Origin of the sequence: Pseudomonas sp. WSY_20 (assembly GCF_043104335.1) — a bacterium.
In the GTDB taxonomy this organism is placed as follows: Bacteria; Pseudomonadota; Gammaproteobacteria; order Pseudomonadales; family Pseudomonadaceae; genus Aquipseudomonas; species Aquipseudomonas parafulva_B.
In genome coordinates, this window is sequence record NZ_JBICKP010000023.1 from 1 (window position 1) to 24989 (window position 24989).

Consider the following 24989-nt stretch of genomic DNA (forward strand, 5'->3'; position numbering starts at 1 on the left):
CACGTTCAACAGCAGATCAGCCCCCCAAAAACCTTTGTCGAACAACGTGATTGAGTTGTCTGGAATCTGACCGAGGAAGGTTTCAGCCAAGCGCATCTCGCTACCGCGATAAGGGCTGAGCTGGGCGTCGAGAATTACGTGAGAGCGCACATTCATCAAGGCAACCAGACGCAGCATTGGGAAAGGCGTCTGGCGCTCGGTACCGGTATTGCCAGAGCCAAAATGTTCTCTCAACTCAGGTGAATCGGGGGTTCGCAGCAACGCACCATCTACAGCGAACACCTGCAACCCGTTCCAGTCGTCGCCTTCGTACCGTTCGCAACCCCATTGTTTGCCGGTCTGGCGAAACAATGATTCGACCGGGTCAGCACCCAGTCGCTTGCGCGCTGCAGTCACACCACTGCGTGCCAGCAGTTGATCGGAAGCCAGGCCCTGGGCACAGATGTTCAGACGCCTGGCCACCTCATGGACAGGCTCGTCACGAAACAGGGCCATGCCCAGCACCAACCAAAGCACCTGCTCACTCGGTAGACGTCGCCGCCGTATCGTGGCTTGGGCAGAGAGATTGAGCGCACTGGCGACCCATTCGACAGGAATGTTCTGAGTGAAGGTGCTGAGGTCGGAGAAGTTGAAGAGATCGCCGAGGTCGAGCAATTGCTGCTGAATGGGCATAAAAAATCCGATACCAGAGGGCTGGTATCGGATTCTCTAGAAACCCCGGCTTGGACTCAAATGCTTAAGTGAACAGCATTACGGCACAGGCCGGGGCTTTGGTTGTAGCTGGCCAAATCCATTTGGCCGACAGGACGATCCTTATTCAGCTTTCAGGCCGTCAGCCATCACGCTCTTGACGCCTTTGATGTTCTTGGCAACACGCACGGCCACTTCTTTTTGAGACTCGGTCACTTTTACGTCCGAGGACAGAGAAACTACGCCGTGGCTGGTTTCTACTTTGATGTCGCTGCCTGGTACGCCTTTCTCGGTCAGCAGATCCGCCTTGACCTTGGTGGTGATCCAGGTGTCAGAGGTTTCTTGCTTGGCGTGTTCAGTGGTGGTGTTGGCAGCCAGCATCACCGGAGCCTGGGTGGCCTGGGCTGCGAAAGCGGCATTGGCCATGGTCAGGGTCAGAGCGGTAGCAGTAGCGGCAGCAATGGCGAACTTCTTCATGTGAGTCACTCCTGTTTTTCGAAAGGTCTGCGCCATGTGTCTGGCGGCAGGTAAACAGGTAGTTGCATGGCCTATGCCAGGTTTTACGCTTCGCTTGTTTCCTTATAAATCAAAGACTTACAAATCATCGACCTCTTTACTGCTCGTGCATTCTGCAATCTGCACGATAAACCTGCATGCAAGATGCAAGTCCGTTAATAGTTCCTGGTCTACTTTTGTATTTATAACGGCAAAGCCCAGAACCGAGCCAAAAAAAAGAGCTCCCGAGGGAGCCCTTTGTGAAGCGCTAGGCTATTAGACGCCAGACGCCTTGGCTGCCGCGACGTCCTTGATGGACAGCTTGATACGGCCGCGGTTATCCACGTCCAGTACCAATACTTCGACTTCCTGACCTTCCTTGAGGATGTCGGTGACTTTCTCGACGCGCGCATCGCTCAGCATGGAGATGTGCACCAGGCCGTCCTTGCCAGGCAGGATGTTGACGAAGGCGCCGAAGTCGACGATACGCTCGACCTTGCCCACGTAGATCTTGCCAATCTCGGCCTCGGCAGTGATGCCCAGGATGCGCTGCTTGGCGGCATCTGCCGCTTCCTTGGTCTCGCCGAAGATCTTGATCGAGCCGTCGTCTTCGATATCGATCGAAGCCTTGGTCTCTTCGCAGATGGCGCGAATGGTGGCGCCGCCCTTGCCGATCACGTCGCGGATCTTGTCCGAGTCGATCTTCATGGCGATCATGGTAGGCGCGTTGGCCGACAGTTCGGTACGCGACTGGGCAATGATCTGGTTCATCTGGCCGAGGATGTTCAGGCGCGCTTCCAGGGCTTGGCCCAGGGCGATTTCCATGATCTCTTCGGTGATGCCGTTGATCTTGATGTCCATCTGCAGCGCGGTGACGCCCTTGGCGGTACCGGCTACCTTGAAGTCCATGTCGCCGAGGTGGTCTTCGTCACCCAGGATGTCGGTCAGAACGGCAAACTTCTCGCCTTCCTTGACCAGGCCCATGGCGATACCGGCAACCGGTGCTTTCATCGGCACACCGGCATCCATCAGGGCCAGCGAGGCACCGCAGACCGAAGCCATGGAGCTCGAACCGTTGGACTCGGTGATTTCCGAGACGACACGGATGGTGTACGGGAATTCGCTGTCGCTTGGCAGCATCGCCTGCACGCCGCGACGCGCCAAACGACCGTGGCCGATTTCACGACGGCCAGCACCGCCCATGCGACCACACTCACCGACCGAGAACGGTGGGAAGTTGTAGTGCAGCATGAAGGGGTCTTTCTTCTCGCCTTCCAGGGTGTCCAGCAACTGTGCGTCGCGGGCAGTACCGAGGGTGGCAACGACCAGCGCCTGGGTCTCGCCACGGGTGAACAGTGCCGAGCCGTGGGTTTTGGGCAGAACACCGACTTCGATGTTCAGCGGACGCACGGTGCGGGTGTCACGGCCGTCAATGCGCGGCTTGCCGTTCACGATGTTCTCGCGCACGGTGCGGTATTCCAGCTCGCCGAAGATTTCCTTGATCTGGCCAGCGGTCGGGCCGGCTTCTTCGTTGCTCAGGCGGGCAATGGCTTCATCGCGCAGCTGGCCCAGGCGGGTGTAGCGGTCCGCTTTCTGGGTGATGGTGTAGGCCTGCGACACCTGCTCGCCAAATTCGGCGCGTACCAGGTTCATCAGCTCGGTGTTGGCGGCAGCAGGCTGCCAGTCCCACGTCGGCTTGCCGGCTTCTGCAGCCAACTCCTTAACGGCCTGGATAACGGCCTGGAACTCGTCGTGGGCGAACAGCACGGCGCCCAGCATCTGGTCTTCGGTGAGCTCTTTGGCTTCCGATTCAACCATCAACACGGCGGTTTCGGTACCGGCGACGACCATGTCCAGGCTCGAGGCAGCCAGTTGCTCGTACGTTGGGTTCAGCAAGTAGCCGGTGCTTTCGTGGAAAGCAACGCGCGCCGCGCCAATCGGGCCTTCGAATGGAATGCCAGAGATGGCCAGGGCCGCCGAGGTACCGATCATTGCGGCAACATCGGGGTCGGTCTTCTTGCTGGTGGAAACCACGGTGCAGACGACCTGCACTTCGTTCATGAACCCTTCAGGGAACAGCGGACGGATCGGACGGTCGATCAGGCGCGAAGTCAGGGTTTCTTTCTCGGAAGGACGACCTTCACGCTTAAAGAAACCACCTGGGATCTTGCCGGCAGCGTAGGTCTTTTCCTGGTAGTGAACCGACAGCGGGAAGAAGCCCTTGCCTGGATCAGCTTGCTTGGCACCGACCACGGTCACCAGCACGGTGACGTCGTTGTCGACGGTGACCAGCACGGCGCCGGTGGCCTGACGGGCAATGCGGCCCGTTTCGAGAGTAACGGTCGATTGACCGAACTGGAATGTCTTGATTACCGGGTTCACGGTTTCCTACCTTCTTCAGTGGCTCTTGGGGGAACTGTTTTCTTGCGAATGCTTGGGCAGTGCAGGGAATCGGCCCTATCTACCGTCCAGATACAACTCGAGGCCGGGAGCCTGGAACCGAGCAAAAAACCGCTCGAATTACCAGGCTGCCAGCCTCGAAGTCATGCTTGGCGTGCCCCACGACAAGGCTGTAAAACAGCCCTGTCGAAGCCAGCGGCACGCCACGCACACCACCAACCAGGCCGCTATTAGCGACGCAGGCCCAGGCGAGCGATCAGCGCGCTGTAACGGGTGGTGTCTTTGCCCTTCAGGTAGTCCAGCAGCTTACGACGCTGGTTGACCATGCGAATCAGACCACGACGGGAGTGGTGGTCTTTGTCGTTGGCCTTGAAGTGGCCTTGCAGCTTGTTGATGTTGGCGGTCAGCAGAGCAACCTGTACTTCCGGGCTACCGGTGTCGCCGGCGGCTTGCTGGTGTTCGGCAACGATCTTAGCTTTTTCTTCGACGCTGAGGGCCATGAGGCTTCTCCTGATTAAACGGACCCCGCGAACGGGTTCCAATAGGCCAGGGACTTATCCCTGTATCAATAGAAAGAGGTGTGACCGTGCCTACTGACAGCCACCCTCTGCTCCACGGACCTCGGCAAATGCCTAGGCCCATGGTTTCGGTCATTCCGACCGAATCAATCGACGTGGCGCGATCCGCCCGTCTTCGCTCACTTCACCGATACCGATGAAGCGGGCATTGTGATCCTGTACACGAACCATGCCGAATTGCGGCGCGTCCGGTGCGCGCACTGCCTGCCCATGCAGCCAGTAGAAGGCGCTGTGCTCGGACAGGCTCACCATCGGCCAGTCCTGCAGCCCGCTGTCCGACGGCATGAGGAAGCGATCGAGCGCTTCGTTGCCGCCTTCGGCGTGGGCCTGCTCAAGCTCCTCGAGCGTGACCGTCTGCGCCAGCGCGAAGGGCCCGGCCTGCGTTCTGCGCAGCTCTGCGACATACGCACCACAGCCCAGCACTTCACCGATATCTTCCACCAGGGTACGAATATAGGTGCCTTTGCTGCAGCCGACGCTCAAGCGTGCACGGGTGCCTTCGCATTCGAGCAGTTCAAGACGGCTAATAGTAACAGAACGCGCCTCGCGCTCCACTACCTCTCCTGCACGCGCCAGCTTGTATAACGGCTGACCGTCACGCTTGAGGGCCGAGTACATGGGCGGTATCTGGCTGATCGGGCCACGAAAACCGGGTAGCGCGGCTTCCAGCTCGGCGCGACCAACGGTCACCTCGCGGGTGCGCAGCACCTCGCCCTCGGCGTCGCCGGTGTTGGTCGTCTGGCCCAGCTGCATGACCGTCTCGTAGCCCTTGTCGGAGTCGAGCAGGTACTGCGAAAACTTGGTGGCCTCGCCGAAGCACAGCGGCAAGACACCGGTGGCCAGCGGGTCGAGGCTGCCGGTATGACCGGCCTTCTCGGCATTGAGCAACCAGCGCACCTTTTGCAAGGCAGCGTTGGAGGTGAAGCCCAAGGGCTTGTCCAGCAGGATGATGCCGCTGACGTTGCGGCGGATACGTTTGACCTGGGCCACCGATTACTCCTTGGTGCCAGACTCATCGGCATCCTTGTGCAGGCGGTCTTCAGCCACTGCACGCTCGATCAATGCCGACAGGTGCACGCCCCGGCTGACGCTCTCGTCGAAGTGGAAGTGCAATTGCGGCACGCTGCGCAGCTGCATGGAGCGACCCAGGTGCAAGCGCAGGAAGCTGGCAGCGCTGTTCAGGGCCTTGAGCGACTGCTGCACGGCATCGGGGGTTTCTTCACCCATCACGGTGATGAACACCTTGGCATGGCCCAGGTCGCGGCTCACATCCACGGCTGTGATGGTGACCAGACCGACACGCGGATCCTTGACTTCACGACGGATCAGCTCAGCCAGTTCGCGCTGCATCTGATCGCCAATGCGTTGGGTACGGCTATATTCTTTGGCCATTCTTGTTACCTGTAACGTAAAGCGGCAAACGCCCGGTCAGAACGATGCCTGACCGGGCGCTACCTGAAGAGGTGCTGCAAAGCGCCCGCCAAGGCGCTTGCAGCCTGCTCACCCTTAGAGGGTACGAGCCACCTGGACTTTCTCGAACACTTCGATCTTGTCGCCGACCTTGACGTCGTTGTAGCTCTTCACGCCGATACCACACTCCATGCCGTTACGCACTTCGGCGGCATCGTCCTTGAAGCGACGCAGCGATTCCAGCTCGCCCTCGAAGATAACCACGTCGTCGCGCAGTACGCGGATCGGGCGGTTACGGTAGACGGTACCTTCGATGACCATACAGCCAGCGATGGCGCCGAACTTCGGCGAACGGAACACGTCACGCACTTCGGCGACGCCCAGGATGTTCTCGCGAACATCGCTGCCGAGCATGCCGGTCAGGGCTTTCTTGACGTCTTCGATGATGTCGTAGATCACGTTGTAGTAACGCATATCCAGACCTTCCTGCTCGACGATCTTGCGCGCACCGGCATCGGCACGCACGTTGAAGCCGAACAGTACTGCGTTCGAAGCCAGCGCCAGGTTGGCATCGCTCTCGGTGATACCACCTACGCCGCCACCAATGACACGAACCTGCACTTCGTCGTTGCCCAGGCCGCCGAGCGAGCCCTGCAGCGCTTCGAGAGAACCGCGCACATCGGTCTTGAGGACGATGTTGAGCGTCTTCTTCTCTTCCTGACCCATGGTCTCGAAGATGTTTTCCAGCTTGCCTGCGTGAGCACGGGCCAGCTTGACCTCGCGATACTTGCCTTGGCGGAACATGGCAACTTCGCGGGCTTTCTTCTCGTCAGCCACTACCGACAGCTCGTCACCGGCTTCCGGCGTGCCGTCCAGGCCAAGGATTTCGACCGGGATGGACGGCCCAGCTTCCTTCACAGGCTTGCCGTTCTCGTCCAGCATGGCGCGAACGCGGCCATAGTTGGAGCCGCACAGCACCATGTCGCCCTGACGCAGCGTACCGTCCTGAACCAGGATGGTAGCGACTGGGCCGCGGCCCTTGTCCAGGCGCGATTCGACGACCACACCGCGCCCTGGGGCGGTCGGCGTAGCGGTCAGCTCGAGGATCTCGGCCTGCAGCAGTACCGCTTCGAGCAGTTCGTCCACGCCGGTACCCATCTTGGCCGAAACCTTGACGAATGGCGTGTCACCACCCCAGTCCTCGGAGGTTACGCCTTCGACGGACAGCTCGTTGCGGATGCGATCGAGGTCAGCACCAGGCTTGTCGATCTTGTTGACCGCCACCACCAGCGGTACGCCAGCTGCCTTGGCATGCTGAACGGCTTCGCGGGTTTGTGGCATCACGCCGTCGTCCGCCGCCACCACCAGGATGACGATGTCGGTCGCCTTGGCACCGCGGGCACGCATCTGGGTAAACGCAGCGTGGCCTGGGGTGTCGAGGAAGGTGACCATGCCGCGGTCGGTTTCCACATGGTAGGCACCGATGTGCTGGGTGATACCACCGGCTTCGCCAGCAGCAACCTTGGCACGACGGATGTAGTCGAGTAGCGAGGTCTTACCGTGGTCAACGTGACCCATGACGGTCACGACCGGCGCACGGGATTCGGTCTGGCCTTCGAACTTCAGGGATTCGGCCAGGGAGTCTTCCAGGGCGGAATCGCTGATCAGCGTGACCTTGTGGCCCAGCTCTTCGGCGATCAGCTGTGCGGTTTCCTGATCGAGCACCTGATTGATGGTCACCGGGGTGCCCATCTTGAACATGAACTTGACCACTTCAGCGCCCTTGACGGACATCTGGTTGGCAAGCTCGGAGACGGTGATGGTCTCGCCGATGGTCACGTCACGAATGACAGGACCAGTCGGGTTCTGGAAGCCGTGCTGGTTACGCTTCTTCAGCTTGCTCTTGCCACCACGACCACGACGAGCGCCATCGCTCTCTTCGTCGGTGGTGCGCGGCGCGGCACGAGGCGTCGGAGCCTTTTCCTTTTCCTTGACCTTGACCTTGATCGACACACGCGGCGCTTCGCCACGACGACGGTCGTCATCACGGGTGCGGCTCTCGTTGCGACGGGTCTCGTCTTTCTTGCGCTCGGCAGCACGGGCGGCAGCGTCTTCCGACGTCGGCGCATTGGCCACTACCGGCGCTGCGGCAGGGGCCGAAGCCTGTTCTGCCTTGGCAGCAGGGGCCGGAGAGGCGGCAGCGGCTTCAGCAGCCTGGCGACGCGCCTGCTCTTCGTTGCGCTGACGTACTTCGGCGTCAACCTTGTCGCGGGCAGCGTTTTCAGCTGCACGGCGCTCTTCGAGCTCACGCTTCTGCTCAGCCTGGATTTCTTCAGGGCTGCGCTGCACGAATACTTTCTTCTTGCGTACTTCTACGCTGATGCTCTTGCTACCGGCGACACGCAGGGTGCTGGTGGTTTTGCGCTGCAAGGTAATCTTGCGCGGTTCTTCCGCCTTGCTCTTGTGGCTGCTCTTCAAATGAGTCAGCAACGTCTGCTTCTCATTGTCGGTCACTACCTGACCGGCGTCGGTGTGCGGCAGACCTGCCTCACGCATCTGCTGCAGCAGGCGCTCTACCGGTGCCTCGACCTCTTGGGCCAGTTCTTTCACCGTGACTTGCGTCATGCACTTCTCTCCTCAGGCCGCGCCTAATTACTCGAACCAGTGGGCTCGGGCGGCCATGATCAACTTGCCGGCACGCTCTTCGTCGATGCCGTCGATGTCGAGCAGGTCGTCGATCGACTGCTCGGCCAGGTCTTCGCGGTTAACCACGCCGCGCACCGCCAGTTCCGCCGCCAGGTCCTTGTCCATGCCCTCAAGGGAGAGCAGGTCTTCGGCCGGATGGGCGTCTGCCAGTTTTTCTTCGGTAGCGATGGCCTTGGTCAACAAACGGTCCTTGGCTCGAGCGCGGAGCTCATTGACGATATCTTCGTCAAAGCCATCGATGTTGAGCATTTCTTCCAACGGTACGTAGGCAATTTCTTCAAGGCTGGTGAAGCCTTCGTCGACCAGCACTTGGGCCAGCTCCTCGTCGACTTCCAGTTCATCGATGAAATTGCGCAGGATGTCGCCAGTTTCGGCTTGCTGCTTGGCCTGGATGTCCTTCTCGGTCATCACGTTCAGGGTCCAGCCAGTCAACTGACTGGCCAGGCGAACGTTCTGACCGCCACGGCCAATGGCTTGGGCCAGGTTGTCTTCGGCGACGGCGATGTCCATGGCATGGGCATCTTCATCAACGATGATCGCCGCGACTTCAGCCGGCGACATGGCGTTGATGACGAACTGCGCCGGGTTATCGTCCCAGAGAACGATATCCACACGCTCACCACCCAACTCTCCGGATACGGCCTGGACGCGCGACCCACGCATGCCGATGCAGGCGCCTTGCGGGTCGATGCGCTTGTCCTTGGAGCGGACGGCGATCTTGGCTCGCGAACCCGGATCACGGGAGGCGGCCATGACTTCGATGAGGCCTTCAGCGATTTCCGGCACTTCGATGCGGAAAAGCTCGATCAGCATCTGCGGCGCGGTGCGCGACAGGATCAGCTGAGGACCACGGTTTTCGGTGCGAATTTCCTTGAGCAGTGCACGCAGGCGCACACCAACACGGAAAGTTTCGCGGGCAATGATGTCTTCGCGGGCCAGCAACGCCTCGGCGTTGTTGCCCAGGTCGACGATGACGTTGTCGCGGGTGACCTTCTTGACGGTGCCGGAGATGATTTCGCCCACACGCTCACGGTAGGCATCGACCACCTGCGCACGCTCGGCCTCACGGACCTTCTGCACGATGACCTGCTTGGCGGTCTGCGCGGCGATACGGCCGAACTCGATGGACTCGATCTTTTCTTCGATCACGTCGCCAATCTTGGCTTCGGGATGTGTGTCCTTGATCTTGTCCAGCCAGGTTTCGATGGCCGGATCATCGAGGTCGGCTTCATCGACCACGGTCCAACGACGGAAGGTCTCGTAGCTACCGGTGTGGCGGTTGATTTCCACACGCAGGTCGACTTCGTCTTCAAAACGTTTTTTGGTTGCGGTGGCCAAGGCCACCTCCAGCGCTTCGAAAATGACGCCGGGCGGTACACCTTTTTCGTTGGATACCGATTCAACAACCAGCAGTACTTCTTTGCTCATCGTACGCCTCGCCTTGCGCAAGCCATTGGGCCCGGATAATCCGTCGGACCCGGCACGTCTCAGTCAAAACTGGGAATAATATTGGCCTTGTCGATCGAATCGATCGGCAGTAGGAACTCCTGGTCGTCCACCTGGACCACCACATCCTGCTCCTCCACACCGCGGAGAAGGCCCTGGAAGTTACGACGACCCTCGAAGGGTGAGCGCAGCTTGATCTTCACTTGTTCGCCGGCATGCGAGGCAAACTGTTCCAGTGTGAACAGTGGGCGATCCATGCCTGGAGAAGACACCTCGAGGGTGTACTCGCTGCTGATCGGATCCTCGACATCCAGGATGGCGCTGGCTTGACGGCTGACAGCTTCGCAGTCGTCCACCAGAATGCCGCCTTCCTTGTCGATGTAGATACGCAATACCGAATGCTTGCCCTGGGAAACGAATTCGATCCCCCAGCATTGATAGCCCAGACCCTCGACAACCGGGGCCAACAAGGCCTGCAACTGTTCTAGCTTGCTCGACACCTGAACCCCCTCGTGCATGCTGTGCAAATAAAAAATGGGCGAAGCGCCCATCCCTGAAAGCGCCGTTGGACAACGACGCCTGAACTGTTCGGTTAGCAAAAAGCCCCTGAAAAGGGGCTTCGCTGAAGCTGGTTGCGGGGGCTGGATTTGAACCAACGACCTTCGGGTTATGAGCCCGACGAGCTACCAAGCTGCTCCACCCCGCGACAAAGCTGGGGCGAAAGTATAAGACCGAACCCACTTGAGGGTCAAATCCAAACCTTCACCTGCAAGAAAGCCCGCCAAGGCGGGCTCTCAAGCTTTAAATGGTACCGAGAAGGGGACTCGAACCCCTACACCCTATGGGCACAACCACCTCAAGGTTGCGTGTCTACCAATTCCACCACCTCGGCAATACTACTTTGAAACCCGTTACTTCTGCTCTTCTGCCGGAGGAGGTACATCACTCGAATTAGGAGTGGCTTCGCTCTTCTGTTCTTGGAGCACCGGTACATCATCATTGATGGCCGGCTTTGGCTGCTCTTTCACTTCTAGCACTGCTGGATCTGGAAGACCTGCTTGGCTAAGCTGGTGAGCTTGTTGCTTCGCGAAGTATCCTAACCCAAGTGCTGTCAAAAAGAAAGTGGCAGCGAGTATTGCAGTGAATTTACTTAGGAAGGTGGCAGAGCCCTGACTTCCGAAGACGGTATTGGAAGCACCCGCACCAAAAGATGCACCGGCTTCCGCCCCCTTACCCTGTTGCAACAGTACCAGCACTACCAGCGACAGCGCTGCCAACAGATGAAAAACAACGATGACTGTTTCCAGCATTTGTTCAGTTTCCTGCGGCGCGACAAATTGCACCGAATTCGTCTGCGTTCAGGGAAGCCCCACCAATGAGGCCCCCATCGATATCCGGCATGCCGAACAGTTCGGCCGCATTGGCCGCCTTCACGCTGCCGCCGTAGAGCAACTGCACCTTCGCAGCCACTTCAGCATCTTTCGCCGCAAGCTGGCTGCGGATGGCGGCATGCACATCCTGGGCCTGCTGAGGCGTGGCCGTTAGGCCGGTGCCGATGGCCCATACAGGCTCATAGGCAATTACCGCATTGGCAAACACACTAACACCGAAGGCTTCGATGATACTGTTGAGTTGACGCCCAACAACTTCGAGCGTTTTGCCTGCCTCGCGCTCTTCAAGGGTTTCCCCGATACAGAGCACTGGCTTCAAACCTTTGGCCTGAGCCGCTGCAAACTTGCGATTCAACACTTCGTCATCTTCGCCGATTACCTGGCGACGCTCCGAATGGCCAATCAACACCAACTTGCAACCTGCTTCAGCCAGCTGTTCCGGAGCAACTTCACCGGTCAGCGCGCCCTGTTCGGGCAATACTGCAGAATTCTGTGCGCCGACGATAATACCCTTGCCATCGAGTTCAGCAACCACCTGGTTGATGAACAAAGTTGGCGGGAATACCGCGACTTCCACCCCGCTCGGCAGGGCAAGATTACGCAAGCCCTCGGTCAGCTCAGCGACGCTGGCGCGGGTACCGTGCATCTTCCAGTTACCAGCAACCATAGGGCGACGCATGCTTTACCTCGTCGGTCAAAGTGGGCGCAGATCTTACCCAACCAGATTCGCGCTGGCAAGCGGCTTCAGGCACAAACTTCTGCGACGCGCTTTGCCAGTGCTTCGGCGTGCAGACGCACCTGGTGTTCATCCTCACCTTCGACCATGACGCGCAACAGCGGCTCGGTCCCGGATTTACGCAGCAATACCCGCCCACGGCCTGCCAGGGCCTCTGTGACCTGCGCGCTGGCTTGCTTGACGTCCGGATGCTCGAGCGGGTCCACGTCGCTTGCAGCGAAGCGTACATTGATCAGCACTTGCGGGCATTTGCGCAATGCCTGGCGCGCCTGGGCCAGGGTCTCGCCACGGCGCTTGAGCGCCATCAGCACCTGCAGCGCGGCGATGATCGCATCACCGGTGGTGGTGTAGTTGCAGCACACCACATGACCGGAATTTTCCCCACCTATCAGCCACTCGCGCTCGAGCAGCTCGGCCATGACGTAGCGGTCACCGACCTTGGCACGCACGAACGGAATATCCAGGTCTTTGAGCGCCAGCTCCAGCCCCAGGTTGCTCATGAGCGTACCCACCACGCCGCCTTGCAGCTTGCCGCGGTCATGCAGGTCGCGCGCGATGATGAACAGCAGCTCGTCACCGTCGACGATCGCGCCGGTGTGATCGACCATCAACACACGGTCGCCATCCCCGTCGAAGGCGATGCCCAGGTCCGCATGCCCGACCAGCACGGCGGCCTGCAGCGATTCGATGTGGGTCGAACCACAGCCTTCGTTGATGTTCAGGCCATCTGGCTGGGCGTGCAGCACAGTGACATCGGCACCCAGCTCACGGAACACGCTGGGCGCGACCTTGTACGTGGCGCCGTGGGCGCAGTCGACCACCAGCTTGAGGCTGGCGAAGCTGGTGCTGCTGGGCACACTGCTCTTGCAGAACTCGATGTAGCGGCCGGCTGCGTCGTTGATGCGCGAGACCTTGCCCAGCTTGCTCGATTCCACAACGGTCATGGGCTGGTCGAGCAGCTCCTCGATCATCAGCTCCACTTCGTCCGGCAGCTTGGTGCCCTGCCCCGAGAAGAACTTGATGCCATTGTCATCGTGCGGGTTGTGCGAGGCACTGATGACGATACCGGCTTCGGCATGGAAGGTGCGGGTCAGGTAGGCAATGGCAGGCGTGGGCATCGGGCCCAGCAGCATCACATCCGCCCCGGCGGCTGAAAGGCCAGCTTCGAGCGCAGATTCGAACATGTAGCCGGAGATCCGCGTGTCCTTGCCTACCAGCACGCGGCAATGGCCTTGTTTGCGAAAAGCCATGCCGGCCGCCCAGCCGAGCTTGAGCATGAACTCCGGGGTGATCGGGTATTCGCCGACGCGGCCACGAATGCCGTCGGTACCAAAATATTTTCTGCTCATAGGGACTCCAATGTTCTTATTCGGCGTGCTGAACGGCGGCGATCATGCGAACAACGTCAACGGTTTGTGCTACGTCATGCACGCGCAGGATACTTGCACCCTTGGTCATGGCCAGCGCCGCCAGCGCTAGGCTGCCATAGAGACGCTCACCGACTGGACGCTCGAGCGTCAGGCCGATCATGCTTTTACGGGAAACGCCCACCAGAAGCGGACGCCCCAGGCGATGGAGGGCTTCCATGTGTTTGAACAGGCTGAGGTTGTGGGCCAAGGTCTTGGCGAAACCGAAGCCTGGATCGAGCACGATGCGGTCGACCTCTATGCCCGCGTCCGCGCAGGCCATCATGCGCTGCTGGAGGTAGCGCGCCACGTCCTCGGTGACATCGTCATAATGCGGGTCGTCCTGCATGGTGCCGGGCTCGCCGCGCATGTGCATCAGGCACACCGGCAGCCCGGTGGCAGCCGCGGCATCCAGCGCACCGTCGCGTTCGAGAGCGCGAACATCGTTGATCAGGCCAGCGCCCAGGCGGGCGGCTTCGCGCATGACGGCAGGCGTGGACGTATCGACCGACACCACGACATCAAGATGACGGTGGATGGCTTCGACCATCGGTGCCACGCGCTCCAGCTCTTCGGTGACCGAAACGGGCCGCGCACCCGGGCGGGTGGACTCCCCGCCTACATCGATCAGCGTGGCACCGGCGGCCACCATCGCTTCGGCGTGGCGCAAGGCCTCGTCGCGCTGACTGAAGCGGCCGCCGTCGGAGAAGGAATCGGGCGTGACGTTGAGGATACCCATGACATGGGTACGCGACAAATCAAGAACCCGATTGCCGCAAGGCAATCGGGTCGGGTGCTGCACTGAGCTCATAGATGCCCTTAGTGTTGAGCCGCTGGACCACCGATTGGCGATTCCGGGCGATCACCCTGGGCAGCTGGGGTACCGGAAGCGGAATCATCGTCCCAATCGCGAGGTTCGCGAGGCGTACGGCCCGCCATGATATCGTCGATCTGCTCGGCGTCGATGGTTTCGTACTTCATCAAGGCCTCGGCCATCGCATCGAGCTTGTCGCGGTTTTCGGTCAACAGCTGCTTGGCGGTCGCGTAGCACTGGTCGATGATACTGCGCACTTCGGAGTCGATCAGCTTGGCCGTCTCACCGGAGACACTGGTCTGCTGGCCACCTGCGCTACGACCCAGGAACACTTCGCCGTCTTCCTCGGCATACATCAGCGGGCCCAGCTTCTCGGACAAGCCCCACTTGGTGACCATGTTTCGCGCAATCTGGCTGGCACGCATGATGTCGTTGGAAGCGCCGGTGGTGACGCCATCGAAGCCCAGGGTCATCTCCTCGGCGATACGACCGCCGTACAGGGAGCAGATCTGGCTGATCAGCGCACGCTTGGACAGGCTGTAGCGATCTTCTTCGGGCAGGAACATGGTCACACCCAGTGCACGACCCCGCGGGATGATCGACACCTTGTAGACCGGATCGTGCTCGGGCACCAGGCGACCTACGATCGCATGGCCGGCCTCGTGGTAGGCGGTGTTCTGTTTTTCCTTCTCGGACATGACCATGGTTTTGCGCTCGGCGCCCATCATGATCTTGTCCTTGGCCAGCTCGAACTCCTTCATGTCGACCAGGCGCTTGTTGGAGCGGGCGGCAAACAGAGCAGCTTCGTTGACCAGGTTGGCAAGGTCGGCACCGGAGAAGCCAGGCGTACCACGGGCAATGACGGCCGGGTTGACGTTGTCGCCAATCGGCGCCTTGCGCATGTGCACCTTGAGGATCTGCTCACGACCACGGATGTCCGGCAGGCCTACAACAACCTGACGGTCGAAGCGCCCGGGACGCAGCAGCGCGGGGTCGAGCACGTCAGGGCGGTTAGTCGCGGCAATGACGATGATGCCATCGTTCATCTCGAAGCCGTCCATCTCTACCAGCAACTGGTTGAGGGTCTGCTCACGCTCGTCGTGGCCCCCGCCCATGCCAGCACCACGGTGGCGGCCGACGGCGTCGATCTCGTCGATGAAGATGATGCACGGGGCGTGCTTCTTGGCCTGTTCGAACATGTCGCGCACACGGCTGGCACCGACACCGACGAACATTTCCACGAAGTCCGAACCGGAAATGGTGAAGAACGGCACCTTGGCCTCACCTGCAATGGCCTTGGCCAGCAGGGTCTTACCGGTACCGGGAGGGCCGACCATCAGCACACCGCGGGGAATGCGGCCACCCAGGCGCTGGAACTTGCCCGGGTCGCGCAGGAACTCGACCAGCTCGCCTACTTCTTCCTTGGCCTCGTCGCAGCCGGCGACGTCAGCCAGGGTGGTCTTGACCTGATCTTCGGAGAGCAGGCGCGCCTTGCTCTTGCCAAAGCTCATGGGGCCACCCTTGCCGCCCGCCCCGCCTTGCATCTGGCGCATGAAGAACATGAACACGGCGATGATCACCAGGATCGGGAAGCTGGCGACCAGCAACTGGGTCCAGATGCTCTGTTGCTCGGGCTGCTTGCCTTCGACGGTCACGTGGTTGTCCACCAGGTCGCCGATCAGGCCATTGTCGGTGATCGCCGGGCGCACGGTCTTGAAGCTATCGCCGTCGGAGCGCTTGCCGGTGATGATGTAACCGTCGACGGTCACTCGCTCGACCTTGCCATCCTTGACCTGCTGGATGAAGTCGGAGTAATTGAGGGTCTGCGGCTCGTTAGGGCTGGAGAAGTTGTTCATCACCGTCACCAGGACAGCTGCGATGATCAACCACAGGATCAGATTCTTTGCCATGTCGTTCAATTCGCTACCCTCTGAGGCCGGCGCACGACGCAGCCGTGCCTCGCATGATATTCATCGCCCTAACTTACTACATTGCCCACGCAACCGCAGGCACCGTCTGTAACCCTTTGTGAAATCCAGACTACACGAAGTTCGGACGATCCTGACGCCGTGACCGATTGGAATTAACTATCGGCCGCTGCGCTTCGTACCGTTCACGCGCCTTTGAACCCCTTGCCAAGCAGGTACTGCTCGCGGGAGCGGTCCCGCGATGAAGACGGTTTGCGCATCTGTACCTTGTCGAACTTGGTTCGCACGTCCTTGAGGTACACATCGAAACCTTCACCCTGGAAGATCTTGATCAAAAAATCACCGCCGGGCCGCAGCACGCGGGTTGCCAAATCCAGGGCCAGCTCGCAAAGGAACATGGCTCGCGGTATGTCGACCGCGGGCGTACCACTCATATTGGGGGCCATGTCCGAAATCACAAGGTCTACGTGTGAATCGCCGACGGCTTCGAGAATTTGCCGCAGCACCTCGTCCTGGGTGAAGTCCCCTTGGATGAAGGTGACATCGGGGATGGAGTCCATCTCCAGGATGTCCGAGGCGATCAGTCGACCCTGACCGCCAATCATACGACTGGTCACCTGGGACCAGCCGCCCGGCGCTGCACCCAGGTCGATGACACTCATGCCAGGACGGATCAGACGGTCCTTCTCCTGGATCTCAAGCAGCTTGTAGCTTGCCCGCGAGCGGTAGCCGTCCTTCTGCGCCTGTTTGACGAAAGGGTCGTTGAAATGCTCTCGCAGCCAGTTTGCGCTGCTTTTGGAACGTTGTACCACGGGGCACCTCGATGATATGCGTGGTGATTGACTGGGCGGAGCCGGTGGCCCTCGGGTAAAATGCCGGTCAATTTTACAGAATCAGACGGAAAGGGTCAGATTATGCCGCTCAATAACGAGCAGAAGAAGCAATACAAGTCCATTGGTCATGACCTCAAGCCGGTCCTGATCGTTGCTGGCAACGGTTTGAATGAAGGCGTCGTCGCCGAATTGGAACGCGCATTGGCCGACCATGAGCTGATCAAGGTCGAAATTCGCTCCGAAGACCGCGAAGAGCGTGCCGAGACCATTGCCGCGCTGTGCAAGGCCGGCCGCGCCGAGCTGGTGCAGACCATCGGCAAGAAGGCGCTGATCTACCGCAAGAACCCTCAGCCGAACAAGCAGCTGTCCAACGTCCACCGTTACAAGTAACGGTGGTGCCGCTCAGTGGCGCGCGTGACGCGCCCTGAGTGGGACGGGCTGGGCCACCAGTACGATGCCGGAGAAGCCCAGCACCAGGAAACAGAACATCTGCCAGCGCTCGCCTACGGAAATCCCGTAACGCAAGGTGTAGTAGCCGATGCAGGCCCCAAGGCCCAGTAACAGCATCTGGCCACGGAACTGGCGCCACCAGGCAGCCAGGCCTTCCACCCTTGCCAATACCGCCAGCTGAGTGATCAGGCCGAGCAGTGCCACGCCGATCAACCAACGGTCGATCTGCCCGGCAATGTCCTGCACCAGCAATGGCGCAAGGCCGCTGACTTTCAAAGCAGGCACCAACCCCACGTGGAACACCCACAGGCCACCGACCCAGAATACCTGGGCCAGTTGCCAGAGGATCCCCTCAAGGGAAGGCGCCCGCAGGCGCCGGTCAGATGTGCTTGACTTCGACAATCTCGTACTCGACCGTACCGTTTGGCGTCTTGACGACAACGGTGTCACCCTCTTCCTTGCCGATGATGGCGCGAGCGATCGGCGCACTGTTGGACAGCTTGCCTTTCTTCACGTCGGCTTCATCTTCGCCAACGATCTGATAAGTGACCTGATCACCCGTTTCGGTGTTTTCCAGATCGACGGTTGTGCCGAAGATGACCTTGCCCGTATGGGCAATGGTGGTCACGTCGATCACGACCGAGTTCTGCAAACGGCCTTCGATGTCACGGATACGCGCCTCGACCATGCCCTGCTCTTCGCGGGCAGCATGGTATTCGGCGTTCTCCTTCAAGTCGCCCAGCTCACGCGCTTCACCAATGGCTTGGCTCAGGCGCGGGCGCTCGGTCTTGCTCAGAAAGAGCAGTTCTTCTTCCAGGGCGCGAGCGCCCTGAACAGTCATCGGGTATTTGGTCATGCTCATGCTTTGAGTCCTGCGTGCAGATCCTGCAGGCGGCGAACGGTTTTTTCCGGACCGAATTTCAGCGCCTCGCAGATGGCTTCACCGGCCGCAATGGTCGTGGTGCAGTAGATCTTGTGCTGCAGCGCATTGCGGCGAATCGAGTAGGAATCGGCGATCGACTGACGGCCTTCAGTGGTGTTGATGATCAGCGACACTTCGTCGTTCTTGATCATGTCGACCACGTGAGGACGGCCTTCGGTCACCTTGTTCACGCGGCGCACCTTCAGGCCCGCCGCCTCGATGACCTTGGCGGTACCTGCGGTCGCCACCACTTCGAAGCCCAGGGCGATCAGGTCGCGGGCAACGCCGGCCACTTGCGGCTTGTCGTCGTCACGCACGCTGATGAACGCAGTACCACCGGTCGGCAGCACTTCGCTGGCACCCATCTGGGCCTTGGCGAAGGCTTCACCGAAGCTGTCACCGACACCCATCACTTCACCGGTCGATTTCATCTCAGGGCCGAGGATCGGGTCAACCCCTGGGAACTTGGCGAATGGGAAGACGGCTTCCTTCACGCTATAGAAGTTCGGGATGATTTCCTGAGTGAAGCCCAGCTCCTTCAGGGTTTTGCCTGCCATGACACGAGCGGCGATCATGGCCAGCGACGTGCCGATGCACTTGGACACGAACGGTACGGTACGCGAGGCGCGCGGATTGACTTCGATCACGTAGATCTTGTCGCCCTGCAGGGCCAGCTGCACGTTCATCAGGCCAACCACGCCCAGCTCCAGGGCCATTTTCTTGACCTGCACACGCACTTCATCCTGCACCTCCTTGCTCAGCGAGTAAGGCGGCAGCGAGCATGCCGAGTCACCGGAGTGAACGCCGGCCTGTTCGATGTGCTGCATGATCGCGCCGATGACCACGTCGGTACCGTCGCAGACCGCATCCACGTCCATCTCGATGGCGCAGTTGAGGAAGTGGTCCAGCAGCACCGGGCTGTCGTTGGACACCTGCACGGCTTCGCGCAGGTAGCGCTTGAGCTCGTCCAGCTCGTAGACGATCTCCATGGCGCGACCACCCAGGACGTAGGACGGACGCACGACCAGCGGGTAACCGATGGTGCCGGCGGCGCTGATGGCCTCTTCTTCGCTGCGCACGGTGGCATTTGGCGGCTGTAGCAGGTTCAGGCGCTGCACCATCTGCTGGAAGCGCTCACGGTCTTCGGCACGGTCGATGGCGTCGGGGCTGGTGCCGATGATCGGCACGCCGGCTTCTTCCAGGGCGCGGGCAAGCTTGAGCGGGGTCTGGCCGCCGTAGTGCACGATCACGCCCTTGGGCTTCTCGACGCGGCAGACTTCCAGCACGTCTTCCAAGGTCAGCGGCTCGAAGTACAGGCGGTCGGAAGTGTCGTAGTCGGTGGACACGGTTTCCGGGTTGCAGTTGACCATGATGGTCTCGTAACCGTCGTCACGCAGCGCCAAGGCGGCGTGCACGCAGCAGTAGTCGAACTCGATGCCCTGGCCAATGCGGTTAGGACCACCGCCGAGGATCATGATCTTGTCGCGGCTCGACGGATTCGCCTCGCATTCCTCCTCGTAGGTGGAATAGAGGTAGGCGGTGTCGGTGGCGAACTCGGCGGCGCAGGTGTCGACGCGCTTGTACACCGGGAACACTTCCAGCTTGTGGCGGTGACGGCGCAGGGTCTTGTCGGTGATGCCCAGCAGCTTGGCCAGACGCTGGTCCGAGAAACCCTTGCGCTTGAGGCGCAGCATGCAGTCCTTGTCGATCGCAGTGAGGGCCAGGGTCTTGACCTTCTCCTCCTCCTTGATCAGGTCTTCCATCTGCACCAGGAACCACATGTCGATGCCGGTCAGGTCGAAGATCTGCTCGCAGGTCATGCCCGAACGCATGGCGTCGGCTACATACCAGATGCGCTCGGCGCCCGGTACGGTCAGCTCGCGCTTGAGGATGCTGGCAGCCTCGGGGCTGGCCAGGTCGACTTTCGGGTCGAGGCCGCAGGCGCCGACTTCCAGGCCGCGCAGGGCTTTCTGCAAGGATTCCTGGAAGGTACGGCCGATGGCCATGACTTCACCGACAGATTTCATCTGGGTCGTCAGACGAGCGTCGGCCTTCGGGAATTTCTCGAAGGCAAAGCGTGGCAACTTGGTCACCACGTAGTCGATCGACGGCTCGAAGGAAGCCGGCGTGCGGCCACCGGTGATGTCGTTCTGCAGCTCGTCCAGGGTGTAGCCGATGGCCAGCTTGGCGGCGATCTTGGCGATCGGGAAGCCGGTGGCTTTCGAAGCCAATGCCGAGGAGCGCGACACCCGCGGGTTCATCTCGATGACGACCATACGACCGGTATTCGGGCAAATGCCGAACTGCACGTTGGAACCGCCGGTCTCGACGCCGATTTCACGCAGCACCGCCAGGGAGGCGTTGCGCATGATCTGGTATTCCTTATCGGTCAGGGTCTGCGCCGGCGCGACGGTGATCGAGTCGCCGGTGTGCACGCCCATCGGGTCGAAGTTCTCGATGGAGCAGACGATGATGCAGTTGTCCTTCTTGTCGCGGACCACCTCCATCTCGTATTCCTTCCAACCGATCAGCGATTCGTCGATCAGCAGTTCCTTGGTCGGCGACAGGTCCAGGCCACGGGTGCAGATTTCTTCGAATTCTTCGCGGTTGTAGGCGATGCCGCCGCCAGTGCCGCCCATGGTGAACGACGGACGGATGATGCAAGGGAAGCCAAGCTTCTCGAGCACCGCGTTGGCCTCTTCCATGCTGTGGGCGATACCGGAGCGCGGGCACTCCAGGCCGATGTCCTTCATGGCCTTGTCGAAGCGCGAGCGGTCTTCGGCCTTGTCGATGGTGTCGGCATTGGCGCCGATCATTTCCACGCCGAATTTCTCCAGAACGCCGTGGCGCTCCAGGTCCAGGGCGCAGTTCAGGGCAGTCTGGCCACCCATGGTCGGCAGGACAGCGTCAGGGCGCTCTTTCTCGATGATCTTGGCCACCGACTGCCATTTGATCGGCTCGATGTAGGTGGCGTCGGCCATGGCCGGGTCGGTCATGATGGTGGCTGGGTTGGAGTTCACCAGGATGACGCGGAACCCCTCCTCACGCAGGGCTTTGCAAGCCTGGGCGCCGGAGTAGTCGAATTCGCAGGCCTGGCCGATCACGATCGGGCCAGCGCCGAGAATCAGGATGCTTTTGATGTCTGTACGTTTTGGCATGGTTGTCACTCAAATCCGGGGTCAGTCGGCAAGCCGCGTTGAACAATCTGGGTCAGGCGCATCCGGGCATGGCGCATGCCAGCCCGGGGCCTTGAAGCAGGAGACTCAGCGGCGCTTGGCCATGGCATCGGTGAAACGATCGAACAGTGGCGCGACGTCGGTCGGGCCTGGGCTCGCTTCAGGGTGGCCCTGGAAGCTGAACGCGCTCTTGTCGGTGCGCTCGATACCCTGCAGGGTACCGTCGAACAGCGACTTGTGAATGGCGCGCACGTTGCCAGGCAAGGTCGCTTCGTCCACCGCAAAGCCGTGGTTCTGGCTGGTGATCATGACCACACCGGTATCGAGGTCCTGCACCGGGTGGTTGGCACCGTGGTGGCCGTGGCCCATCTTCACGGTCTTGGCGCCGGAGGCCAGGGCCAGCAGCTGGTGGCCCAGGCAGATGCCGAAGACCGGGATGTCGGTTTCCAGGATTTCCTTGATCGCCTGGATGGCGTAGTCACAGGGCTCGGGGTCGCCCGGGCCGTTGGACAGGAACACGCCGTCCGGGTTGAGGGCCAGCACTTCGCTGGCGGGCGTCTGGGCCGGCACCACGGTGACGCGGCAGCCACGGGCGACCAGCATGCGCAGGATGTTCAGCTTGACGCCGTAGTCGAACGCCACCACGTGATAAGGCAAGTCGGCAGCTTCGCGGGTGGGGTGGCTGTCGGTCTTGAGCTCCCACACGCTGGAACGCCATTCGTAACGCTCCTTGGTGGAAACCACCTTGGCCAGGTCCATGCCCTTGAGGCCTGGGAAGCCGCGCGCAGCGGCGATTGCGGCTTCTTCGCTGATGTCGTCACCGGCCAGGATGCAGCCGTTCTGAGCGCCCTTTTCACGCAAGATTCGAGTCAGACGACGGGTGTCGATGCCCGCAATGGCCACCACGTTGTTGGCCTTGAGGTACTCGGGCAGCGACTGGGTGTTACGCCAGTTGCTGGCCAGCAGCGGCAGATCGCGAATGACCAGGCCGGCCGACCAGACGCGGTTGGATTCTGCGTCTTCTGGCGTGGTGCCGGTGTTGCCGATGTGCGGGTAGGTCAGGGTAACGATTTGCTGCGCGTAGGAAGGGTCTGTAAGGATTTCCTGGTAGCCGGTCATAGCGGTGTTGAATACCACTTCACCAACGGTCTGGCCGTCGGCACCGATTGCCTCACCGCGGAAAATACTGCCGTCGGCAAGGGCGAGTATGGCTGGCTTTGTCAAGAAGACCTCCCGAAAATCAAGCATGAAAGGGCGATCGCAGGTTGCAAAAAAGCGGAGTGACGTATGGACACGTCACCCCGCTTTTATGTGCTGAATTCAATTCGCTGCGCGCTTTTAGTGGACACACTAAAGCTGTAGCTTACAGAAAAGTGCGTTTTCGGTCTACCGCATATGTGCCTCTTAAACACATGAATGCGACAGACCGCTACCAGAGCCACTTGCTAGAGGTGAGCCCCACCGCCCAGACACGCCTGGGTGCGTATCATCGGCGGCAGGTTACTCTGGTCTGGGCCGAGGGCTCAGTGCAGCTCGAGCACATCCTGCATGTCGTACAGGCCAGGCTCGCGCCCGTCCAGCCACAAGGCCGCTCGCACGGCACCCTTGGCGAACGTCATGCGGCTGGAGGCCTTGTGGGTGATCTCCAGGCGCTCGCCTTCGGCAGCAAACAGCACCGTGTGATCACCGACCACGTCACCGGCGCGCACCGTGGCAAAGCCAATGGTCTTGCGATCACGTGCACCGGTCTGCCCTTCGCGGCCATACACCGCCACTTCCTGCAGGTCGCGCCCCAGCGCATTGGCCACCACTTCGCCCATGCGCAGCGCGGTGCCCGAAGGCGCATCGACTTTATGGCGGTGGTGCGCCTCGATGATCTCGATATCGACGTCGTCGCCCAGCACACGCGCCGCGATGTCCAGCAGCTTGAGGCTGAGGTTGACCCCCACACTGAAGTTGGCCGCGAACACAATCGGAATGTCCTTGCCCGCCTCGGCCAGCAGGTGCTTTTCTTCCACGGTGAACCCGGTGGTGCCGATGACCATGGCCTTGCCATGCTTACGGCAGAACGCCAGGTTCTTCAGGGTGACCGATGGATGGGTGAAGTCGATCAGCACGTCGAAGTCATCGGCAACCTTGACCAGGTCGTCGGACAGCAGCACGCCAATGCGCCCCAGGGCGGCCAACTCGCCTGCATCCGCACCCACCAGCGTGCTGTCCGGGCGGTCGATGGCAGCCGTCAGGCCGGCACCTGCGGTTTGCTGCACGGCTTCGACGAGGGTCTTGCCCATTCGCCCTGCCGCGCCCATCACTGCAATACGTCGCATAGCCTTTTCCTTGTCAAAGATCGCCGAAGAAGCGCTTCACGCCATCGAACCAGCCACTGGCCTTGGGCGAATGGGAGCTGTCGCCTTCGAGCGAATCACGCAGCTCTTCGAGCAGTTCGCGCTGACGACGGCTGAGGTTGACCGGCGTTTCCACCGCCACGCGGCACAGCAAATCACCCGCACCACCACCGCGCACAGGCGCCACGCCCTTGCCACGCAGGCGGAACTGCTTACCGGTCTGGGTGCCTTCGGGGATGCGCAGCTTGACCCGACCATCGAGGGTTGGCACTTCGAGTTCGCCACCCAGCGCAGCGTCGGTGAAGCTGATCGGCACTTCGCAGTACAGGTGCTTGCCATCACGCTGGAAGATCTCATGCTCACGCACGTTGATCACCACGTACAGGTCGCCGGTCGGCCCACCGTGCGCGCCGGCTTCACCCTCGCCCGACAGGCGAATGCGATCACCGGTGTCGACACCTGCTGGCACCTTGACCGACAGGGTCTTGTATTCCTCGACCCGGCCTTCGCCATGGCAGGCCCCGCAAGGGTCGGTGATGATCTTGCCCTGGCCATGGCAGCGCGGGCAGGTCTGCTGCACCGAGAAGAAGCCCTGCTGCATGCGTACTTGGCCGATACCACCGCAGGTGGGGCAGGTCGACGGGGTGGAGCCTTTCTTCGCACCGCTGCCATCGCATGGCTGGCAGTTGACCAGCGTCGGCACGCGAATGCTGACCGTGGTGCCGCGCACGGCTTCTTCCAGGTTCAACTCCAGGGTGTAACGCAGGTCGCTGCCGCGCTGAGCGCCGCCGCGTCCGCCACCCCGGCCACCACCGAAGAAGTCGCTGAACACATCACCGAAGATGTCGGAGAAGTTAGCGCCCCCGAAACCGGCCCCGCCGCCACCCATGCTCGGATCGACGCCGGCATGGCCATATTGATCGAACGCCGCGCGCTTGCTGGCATCCGACAGGACCTCGTACGCCTCGTTGGCTTCCTTGAATTTGTCTTCGGACTCTTTATCACCCGGGTTGCGGTCGGGGTGGTACTTCATCGCCAACCGGCGATAGGCCTTCTTGAGGTCAGCATCCGTGGCGCCGCGCTCGACACCCAGGACCTCATAATAATCACGCTTGGACATAGGTCATTTGCACCTTGTTGGGCGTCCGGCATCTGCGCCGCGCCGTCAGCATCTGCTCCCCACGGGGGGCTGACAAATGCTGCAAAAATTCTCGAATTCCAGATACGTCAACGCGGGAGCAAGCCCCCGCGCGGCGACATCCT

General features: G+C 60.8%; 22 protein-coding genes and 2 tRNA genes. 1 reads left to right on the forward strand and 23 read right to left on the reverse strand.

Going from position 1 to position 24989, the window contains the following annotated elements; translation table 11 throughout:
- From ACF8E5_RS07995 to rlmE, 17 genes are all read right to left on the reverse strand, one after another.
- A partial coding sequence (locus tag ACF8E5_RS07995) for an IS4 family transposase (RefSeq protein WP_392475138.1) occupies positions 1 to 666 on the reverse strand: 666 nt, incomplete at its 3' end.
- Between the two features lie 147 nt (positions 667 to 813).
- Entirely contained in the window at positions 814 to 1167 is a 354-nt protein-coding gene (locus ACF8E5_RS08000; protein WP_196185688.1) for a BON domain-containing protein, read from the reverse strand.
- Positions 1168 to 1461: 294 nt separating this feature from the next.
- Positions 1462 to 3567 (reverse strand): polyribonucleotide nucleotidyltransferase, encoded by a 2106-nt coding sequence (gene pnp / locus ACF8E5_RS08005; protein ID WP_023533183.1) that lies wholly within the window; start codon positions 3565 to 3567, stop codon positions 1462 to 1464.
- Positions 3568 to 3815: 248 nt separating this feature from the next.
- Positions 3816 to 4085, reverse strand: a complete 270-nt coding sequence (gene rpsO, locus ACF8E5_RS08010; protein ID WP_023533188.1) for a 30S ribosomal protein S15 — start codon at positions 4083 to 4085, stop codon at positions 3816 to 3818.
- Between the two features lie 150 nt (positions 4086 to 4235).
- On the reverse strand, positions 4236 to 5153 hold the full coding sequence (gene truB / locus ACF8E5_RS08015; protein WP_027915407.1) for a tRNA pseudouridine(55) synthase TruB: 918 nt from the start codon (positions 5151 to 5153) through the stop codon (positions 4236 to 4238).
- A 3-nt stretch (positions 5154 to 5156) separates the two neighbouring features.
- Complete coding sequence (rbfA, locus tag ACF8E5_RS08020) at positions 5157 to 5555, reverse strand: 30S ribosome-binding factor RbfA (protein WP_012274243.1); 399 nt, start codon at positions 5553 to 5555, stop codon at positions 5157 to 5159.
- A gap of 114 nt (positions 5556 to 5669) precedes the next feature.
- Positions 5670 to 8198, reverse strand: coding sequence for a translation initiation factor IF-2 (infB, locus tag ACF8E5_RS08025; RefSeq protein WP_392475101.1), 2529 nt, complete (start codon positions 8196 to 8198; stop codon positions 5670 to 5672).
- Positions 8199 to 8225: 27 nt separating this feature from the next.
- A complete protein-coding gene (nusA, locus tag ACF8E5_RS08030; RefSeq protein ID WP_023533184.1) occupies positions 8226 to 9707 on the reverse strand; it encodes a transcription termination factor NusA in 1482 nt (493 codons plus the stop codon).
- A 59-nt stretch (positions 9708 to 9766) separates the two neighbouring features.
- On the reverse strand, positions 9767 to 10225 hold the full coding sequence (gene rimP / locus ACF8E5_RS08035; protein WP_023533134.1) for a ribosome maturation factor RimP: 459 nt from the start codon (positions 10223 to 10225) through the stop codon (positions 9767 to 9769).
- Between the two features lie 129 nt (positions 10226 to 10354).
- A tRNA-Met gene (locus tag ACF8E5_RS08040) sits at positions 10355 to 10431 on the reverse strand.
- A 100-nt stretch (positions 10432 to 10531) separates the two neighbouring features.
- Positions 10532 to 10617 (reverse strand) — tRNA-Leu (locus tag ACF8E5_RS08045).
- 19 nt (positions 10618 to 10636) lie between these two features.
- A complete protein-coding gene (gene secG / locus ACF8E5_RS08050; protein ID WP_058604759.1) occupies positions 10637 to 11035 on the reverse strand; it encodes a preprotein translocase subunit SecG in 399 nt (132 codons plus the stop codon).
- A gap of 4 nt (positions 11036 to 11039) precedes the next feature.
- Positions 11040 to 11795 carry a triose-phosphate isomerase gene (gene tpiA, locus ACF8E5_RS08055; RefSeq protein ID WP_058639195.1) on the reverse strand — a complete coding sequence of 252 codons (756 nt, stop codon included), beginning with the start codon at positions 11793 to 11795 and terminating at the stop codon, positions 11040 to 11042.
- Positions 11796 to 11860: 65 nt separating this feature from the next.
- On the reverse strand, positions 11861 to 13201 hold the full coding sequence (gene glmM, locus ACF8E5_RS08060; RefSeq protein ID WP_392475102.1) for a phosphoglucosamine mutase: 1341 nt from the start codon (positions 13199 to 13201) through the stop codon (positions 11861 to 11863).
- A gap of 16 nt (positions 13202 to 13217) precedes the next feature.
- A complete protein-coding gene (folP, locus tag ACF8E5_RS08065; protein ID WP_196127165.1) occupies positions 13218 to 14069 on the reverse strand; it encodes a dihydropteroate synthase in 852 nt (283 codons plus the stop codon).
- Between the two features lie 8 nt (positions 14070 to 14077).
- A complete protein-coding gene (ftsH, locus tag ACF8E5_RS08070) occupies positions 14078 to 15982 on the reverse strand; it encodes an ATP-dependent zinc metalloprotease FtsH (RefSeq protein WP_058604763.1) in 1905 nt (634 codons plus the stop codon).
- A gap of 203 nt (positions 15983 to 16185) precedes the next feature.
- Positions 16186 to 16812 carry a 23S rRNA (uridine(2552)-2'-O)-methyltransferase RlmE gene (rlmE, locus tag ACF8E5_RS08075; protein ID WP_392475103.1) on the reverse strand — a complete coding sequence of 209 codons (627 nt, stop codon included), beginning with the start codon at positions 16810 to 16812 and terminating at the stop codon, positions 16186 to 16188.
- 102 nt (positions 16813 to 16914) lie between these two features.
- Between rlmE and yhbY the strand changes: the two genes are divergently transcribed.
- Positions 16915 to 17223, forward strand: coding sequence for a ribosome assembly RNA-binding protein YhbY (yhbY, locus tag ACF8E5_RS08080; protein WP_023533185.1), 309 nt, complete (start codon positions 16915 to 16917; stop codon positions 17221 to 17223).
- A gap of 12 nt (positions 17224 to 17235) precedes the next feature.
- Here yhbY and ACF8E5_RS08085 read toward each other — a convergent pair whose 3' ends face one another.
- From ACF8E5_RS08085 to dnaJ, 6 genes are all read right to left on the reverse strand, one after another.
- Positions 17236 to 17685 carry an MFS transporter gene (locus tag ACF8E5_RS08085; protein ID WP_080671990.1) on the reverse strand — a complete coding sequence of 150 codons (450 nt, stop codon included), beginning with the start codon at positions 17683 to 17685 and terminating at the stop codon, positions 17236 to 17238.
- Positions 17663 to 18145 carry a transcription elongation factor GreA gene (gene greA / locus ACF8E5_RS08090; RefSeq protein WP_178091239.1) on the reverse strand — a complete coding sequence of 161 codons (483 nt, stop codon included), beginning with the start codon at positions 18143 to 18145 and terminating at the stop codon, positions 17663 to 17665. The genes ACF8E5_RS08085 and greA overlap by 23 nt, the downstream gene beginning before the upstream one ends.
- Complete coding sequence (gene carB, locus ACF8E5_RS08095) at positions 18142 to 21363, reverse strand: carbamoyl-phosphate synthase large subunit (RefSeq protein ID WP_058604764.1); 3222 nt, start codon at positions 21361 to 21363, stop codon at positions 18142 to 18144. The genes greA and carB overlap by 4 nt, the downstream gene beginning before the upstream one ends.
- A gap of 105 nt (positions 21364 to 21468) precedes the next feature.
- The gene (gene carA, locus ACF8E5_RS08100; protein ID WP_144966608.1) at positions 21469 to 22605 is read right to left on the reverse strand and encodes a glutamine-hydrolyzing carbamoyl-phosphate synthase small subunit; all 1137 of its coding nucleotides are present in this window, start codon (positions 22603 to 22605) and stop codon (positions 21469 to 21471) included.
- Between the two features lie 299 nt (positions 22606 to 22904).
- Positions 22905 to 23708 carry a 4-hydroxy-tetrahydrodipicolinate reductase gene (dapB, locus tag ACF8E5_RS08105; protein ID WP_058604766.1) on the reverse strand — a complete coding sequence of 268 codons (804 nt, stop codon included), beginning with the start codon at positions 23706 to 23708 and terminating at the stop codon, positions 22905 to 22907.
- Between the two features lie 13 nt (positions 23709 to 23721).
- Positions 23722 to 24846 carry a molecular chaperone DnaJ gene (gene dnaJ, locus ACF8E5_RS08110; RefSeq protein WP_023533145.1) on the reverse strand — a complete coding sequence of 375 codons (1125 nt, stop codon included), beginning with the start codon at positions 24844 to 24846 and terminating at the stop codon, positions 23722 to 23724.
- Positions 24847 to 24989: the final 143 nt, after the last annotated feature.

Excerpts from the sequence above, each read along its gene's own strand:
- ACF8E5_RS08000 (WP_196185688.1), bottom strand. The coding sequence starts at position 1,167 with ATGAAGAAGTTCGCCATTGCTGCCGCTACTGCTACCGCTCTGACCCTG.
- rpsO (WP_023533188.1), bottom strand. The coding sequence starts at position 4,085 with ATGGCCCTCAGCGTCGAAGAAAAAGCTAAGATCGTTGCCGAACACCAG.
- rbfA (WP_012274243.1), bottom strand. The coding sequence starts at position 5,555 with ATGGCCAAAGAATATAGCCGTACCCAACGCATTGGCGATCAGATGCAG.
- infB (WP_392475101.1), bottom strand. The coding sequence starts at position 8,198 with ATGACGCAAGTCACGGTGAAAGAACTGGCCCAAGAGGTCGAGGCACCG.
- nusA (WP_023533184.1), bottom strand. The coding sequence starts at position 9,707 with ATGAGCAAAGAAGTACTGCTGGTTGTTGAATCGGTATCCAACGAAAAA.
- secG (WP_058604759.1), bottom strand. The coding sequence starts at position 11,035 with ATGCTGGAAACAGTCATCGTTGTTTTTCATCTGTTGGCAGCGCTGTCG.
- tpiA (WP_058639195.1), bottom strand. The coding sequence starts at position 11,795 with ATGCGTCGCCCTATGGTTGCTGGTAACTGGAAGATGCACGGTACCCGC.
- glmM (WP_392475102.1), bottom strand. The coding sequence starts at position 13,201 with ATGAGCAGAAAATATTTTGGTACCGACGGCATTCGTGGCCGCGTCGGC.
- folP (WP_196127165.1), bottom strand. The coding sequence starts at position 14,069 with ATGAGCTCAGTGCAGCACCCGACCCGATTGCCTTGCGGCAATCGGGTT.
- ftsH (WP_058604763.1), bottom strand. The coding sequence starts at position 15,982 with ATGGCAAAGAATCTGATCCTGTGGTTGATCATCGCAGCTGTCCTGGTG.
- yhbY (WP_023533185.1), top strand. The coding sequence starts at position 16,915 with ATGCCGCTCAATAACGAGCAGAAGAAGCAATACAAGTCCATTGGTCAT.
- greA (WP_178091239.1), bottom strand. The coding sequence starts at position 18,145 with ATGAGCATGACCAAATACCCGATGACTGTTCAGGGCGCTCGCGCCCTG.
- carB (WP_058604764.1), bottom strand. The coding sequence starts at position 21,363 with ATGCCAAAACGTACAGACATCAAAAGCATCCTGATTCTCGGCGCTGGC.
- dapB (WP_058604766.1), bottom strand. The coding sequence starts at position 23,708 with ATGCGACGTATTGCAGTGATGGGCGCGGCAGGGCGAATGGGCAAGACC.
- dnaJ (WP_023533145.1), bottom strand. The coding sequence starts at position 24,846 with ATGTCCAAGCGTGATTATTATGAGGTCCTGGGTGTCGAGCGCGGCGCC.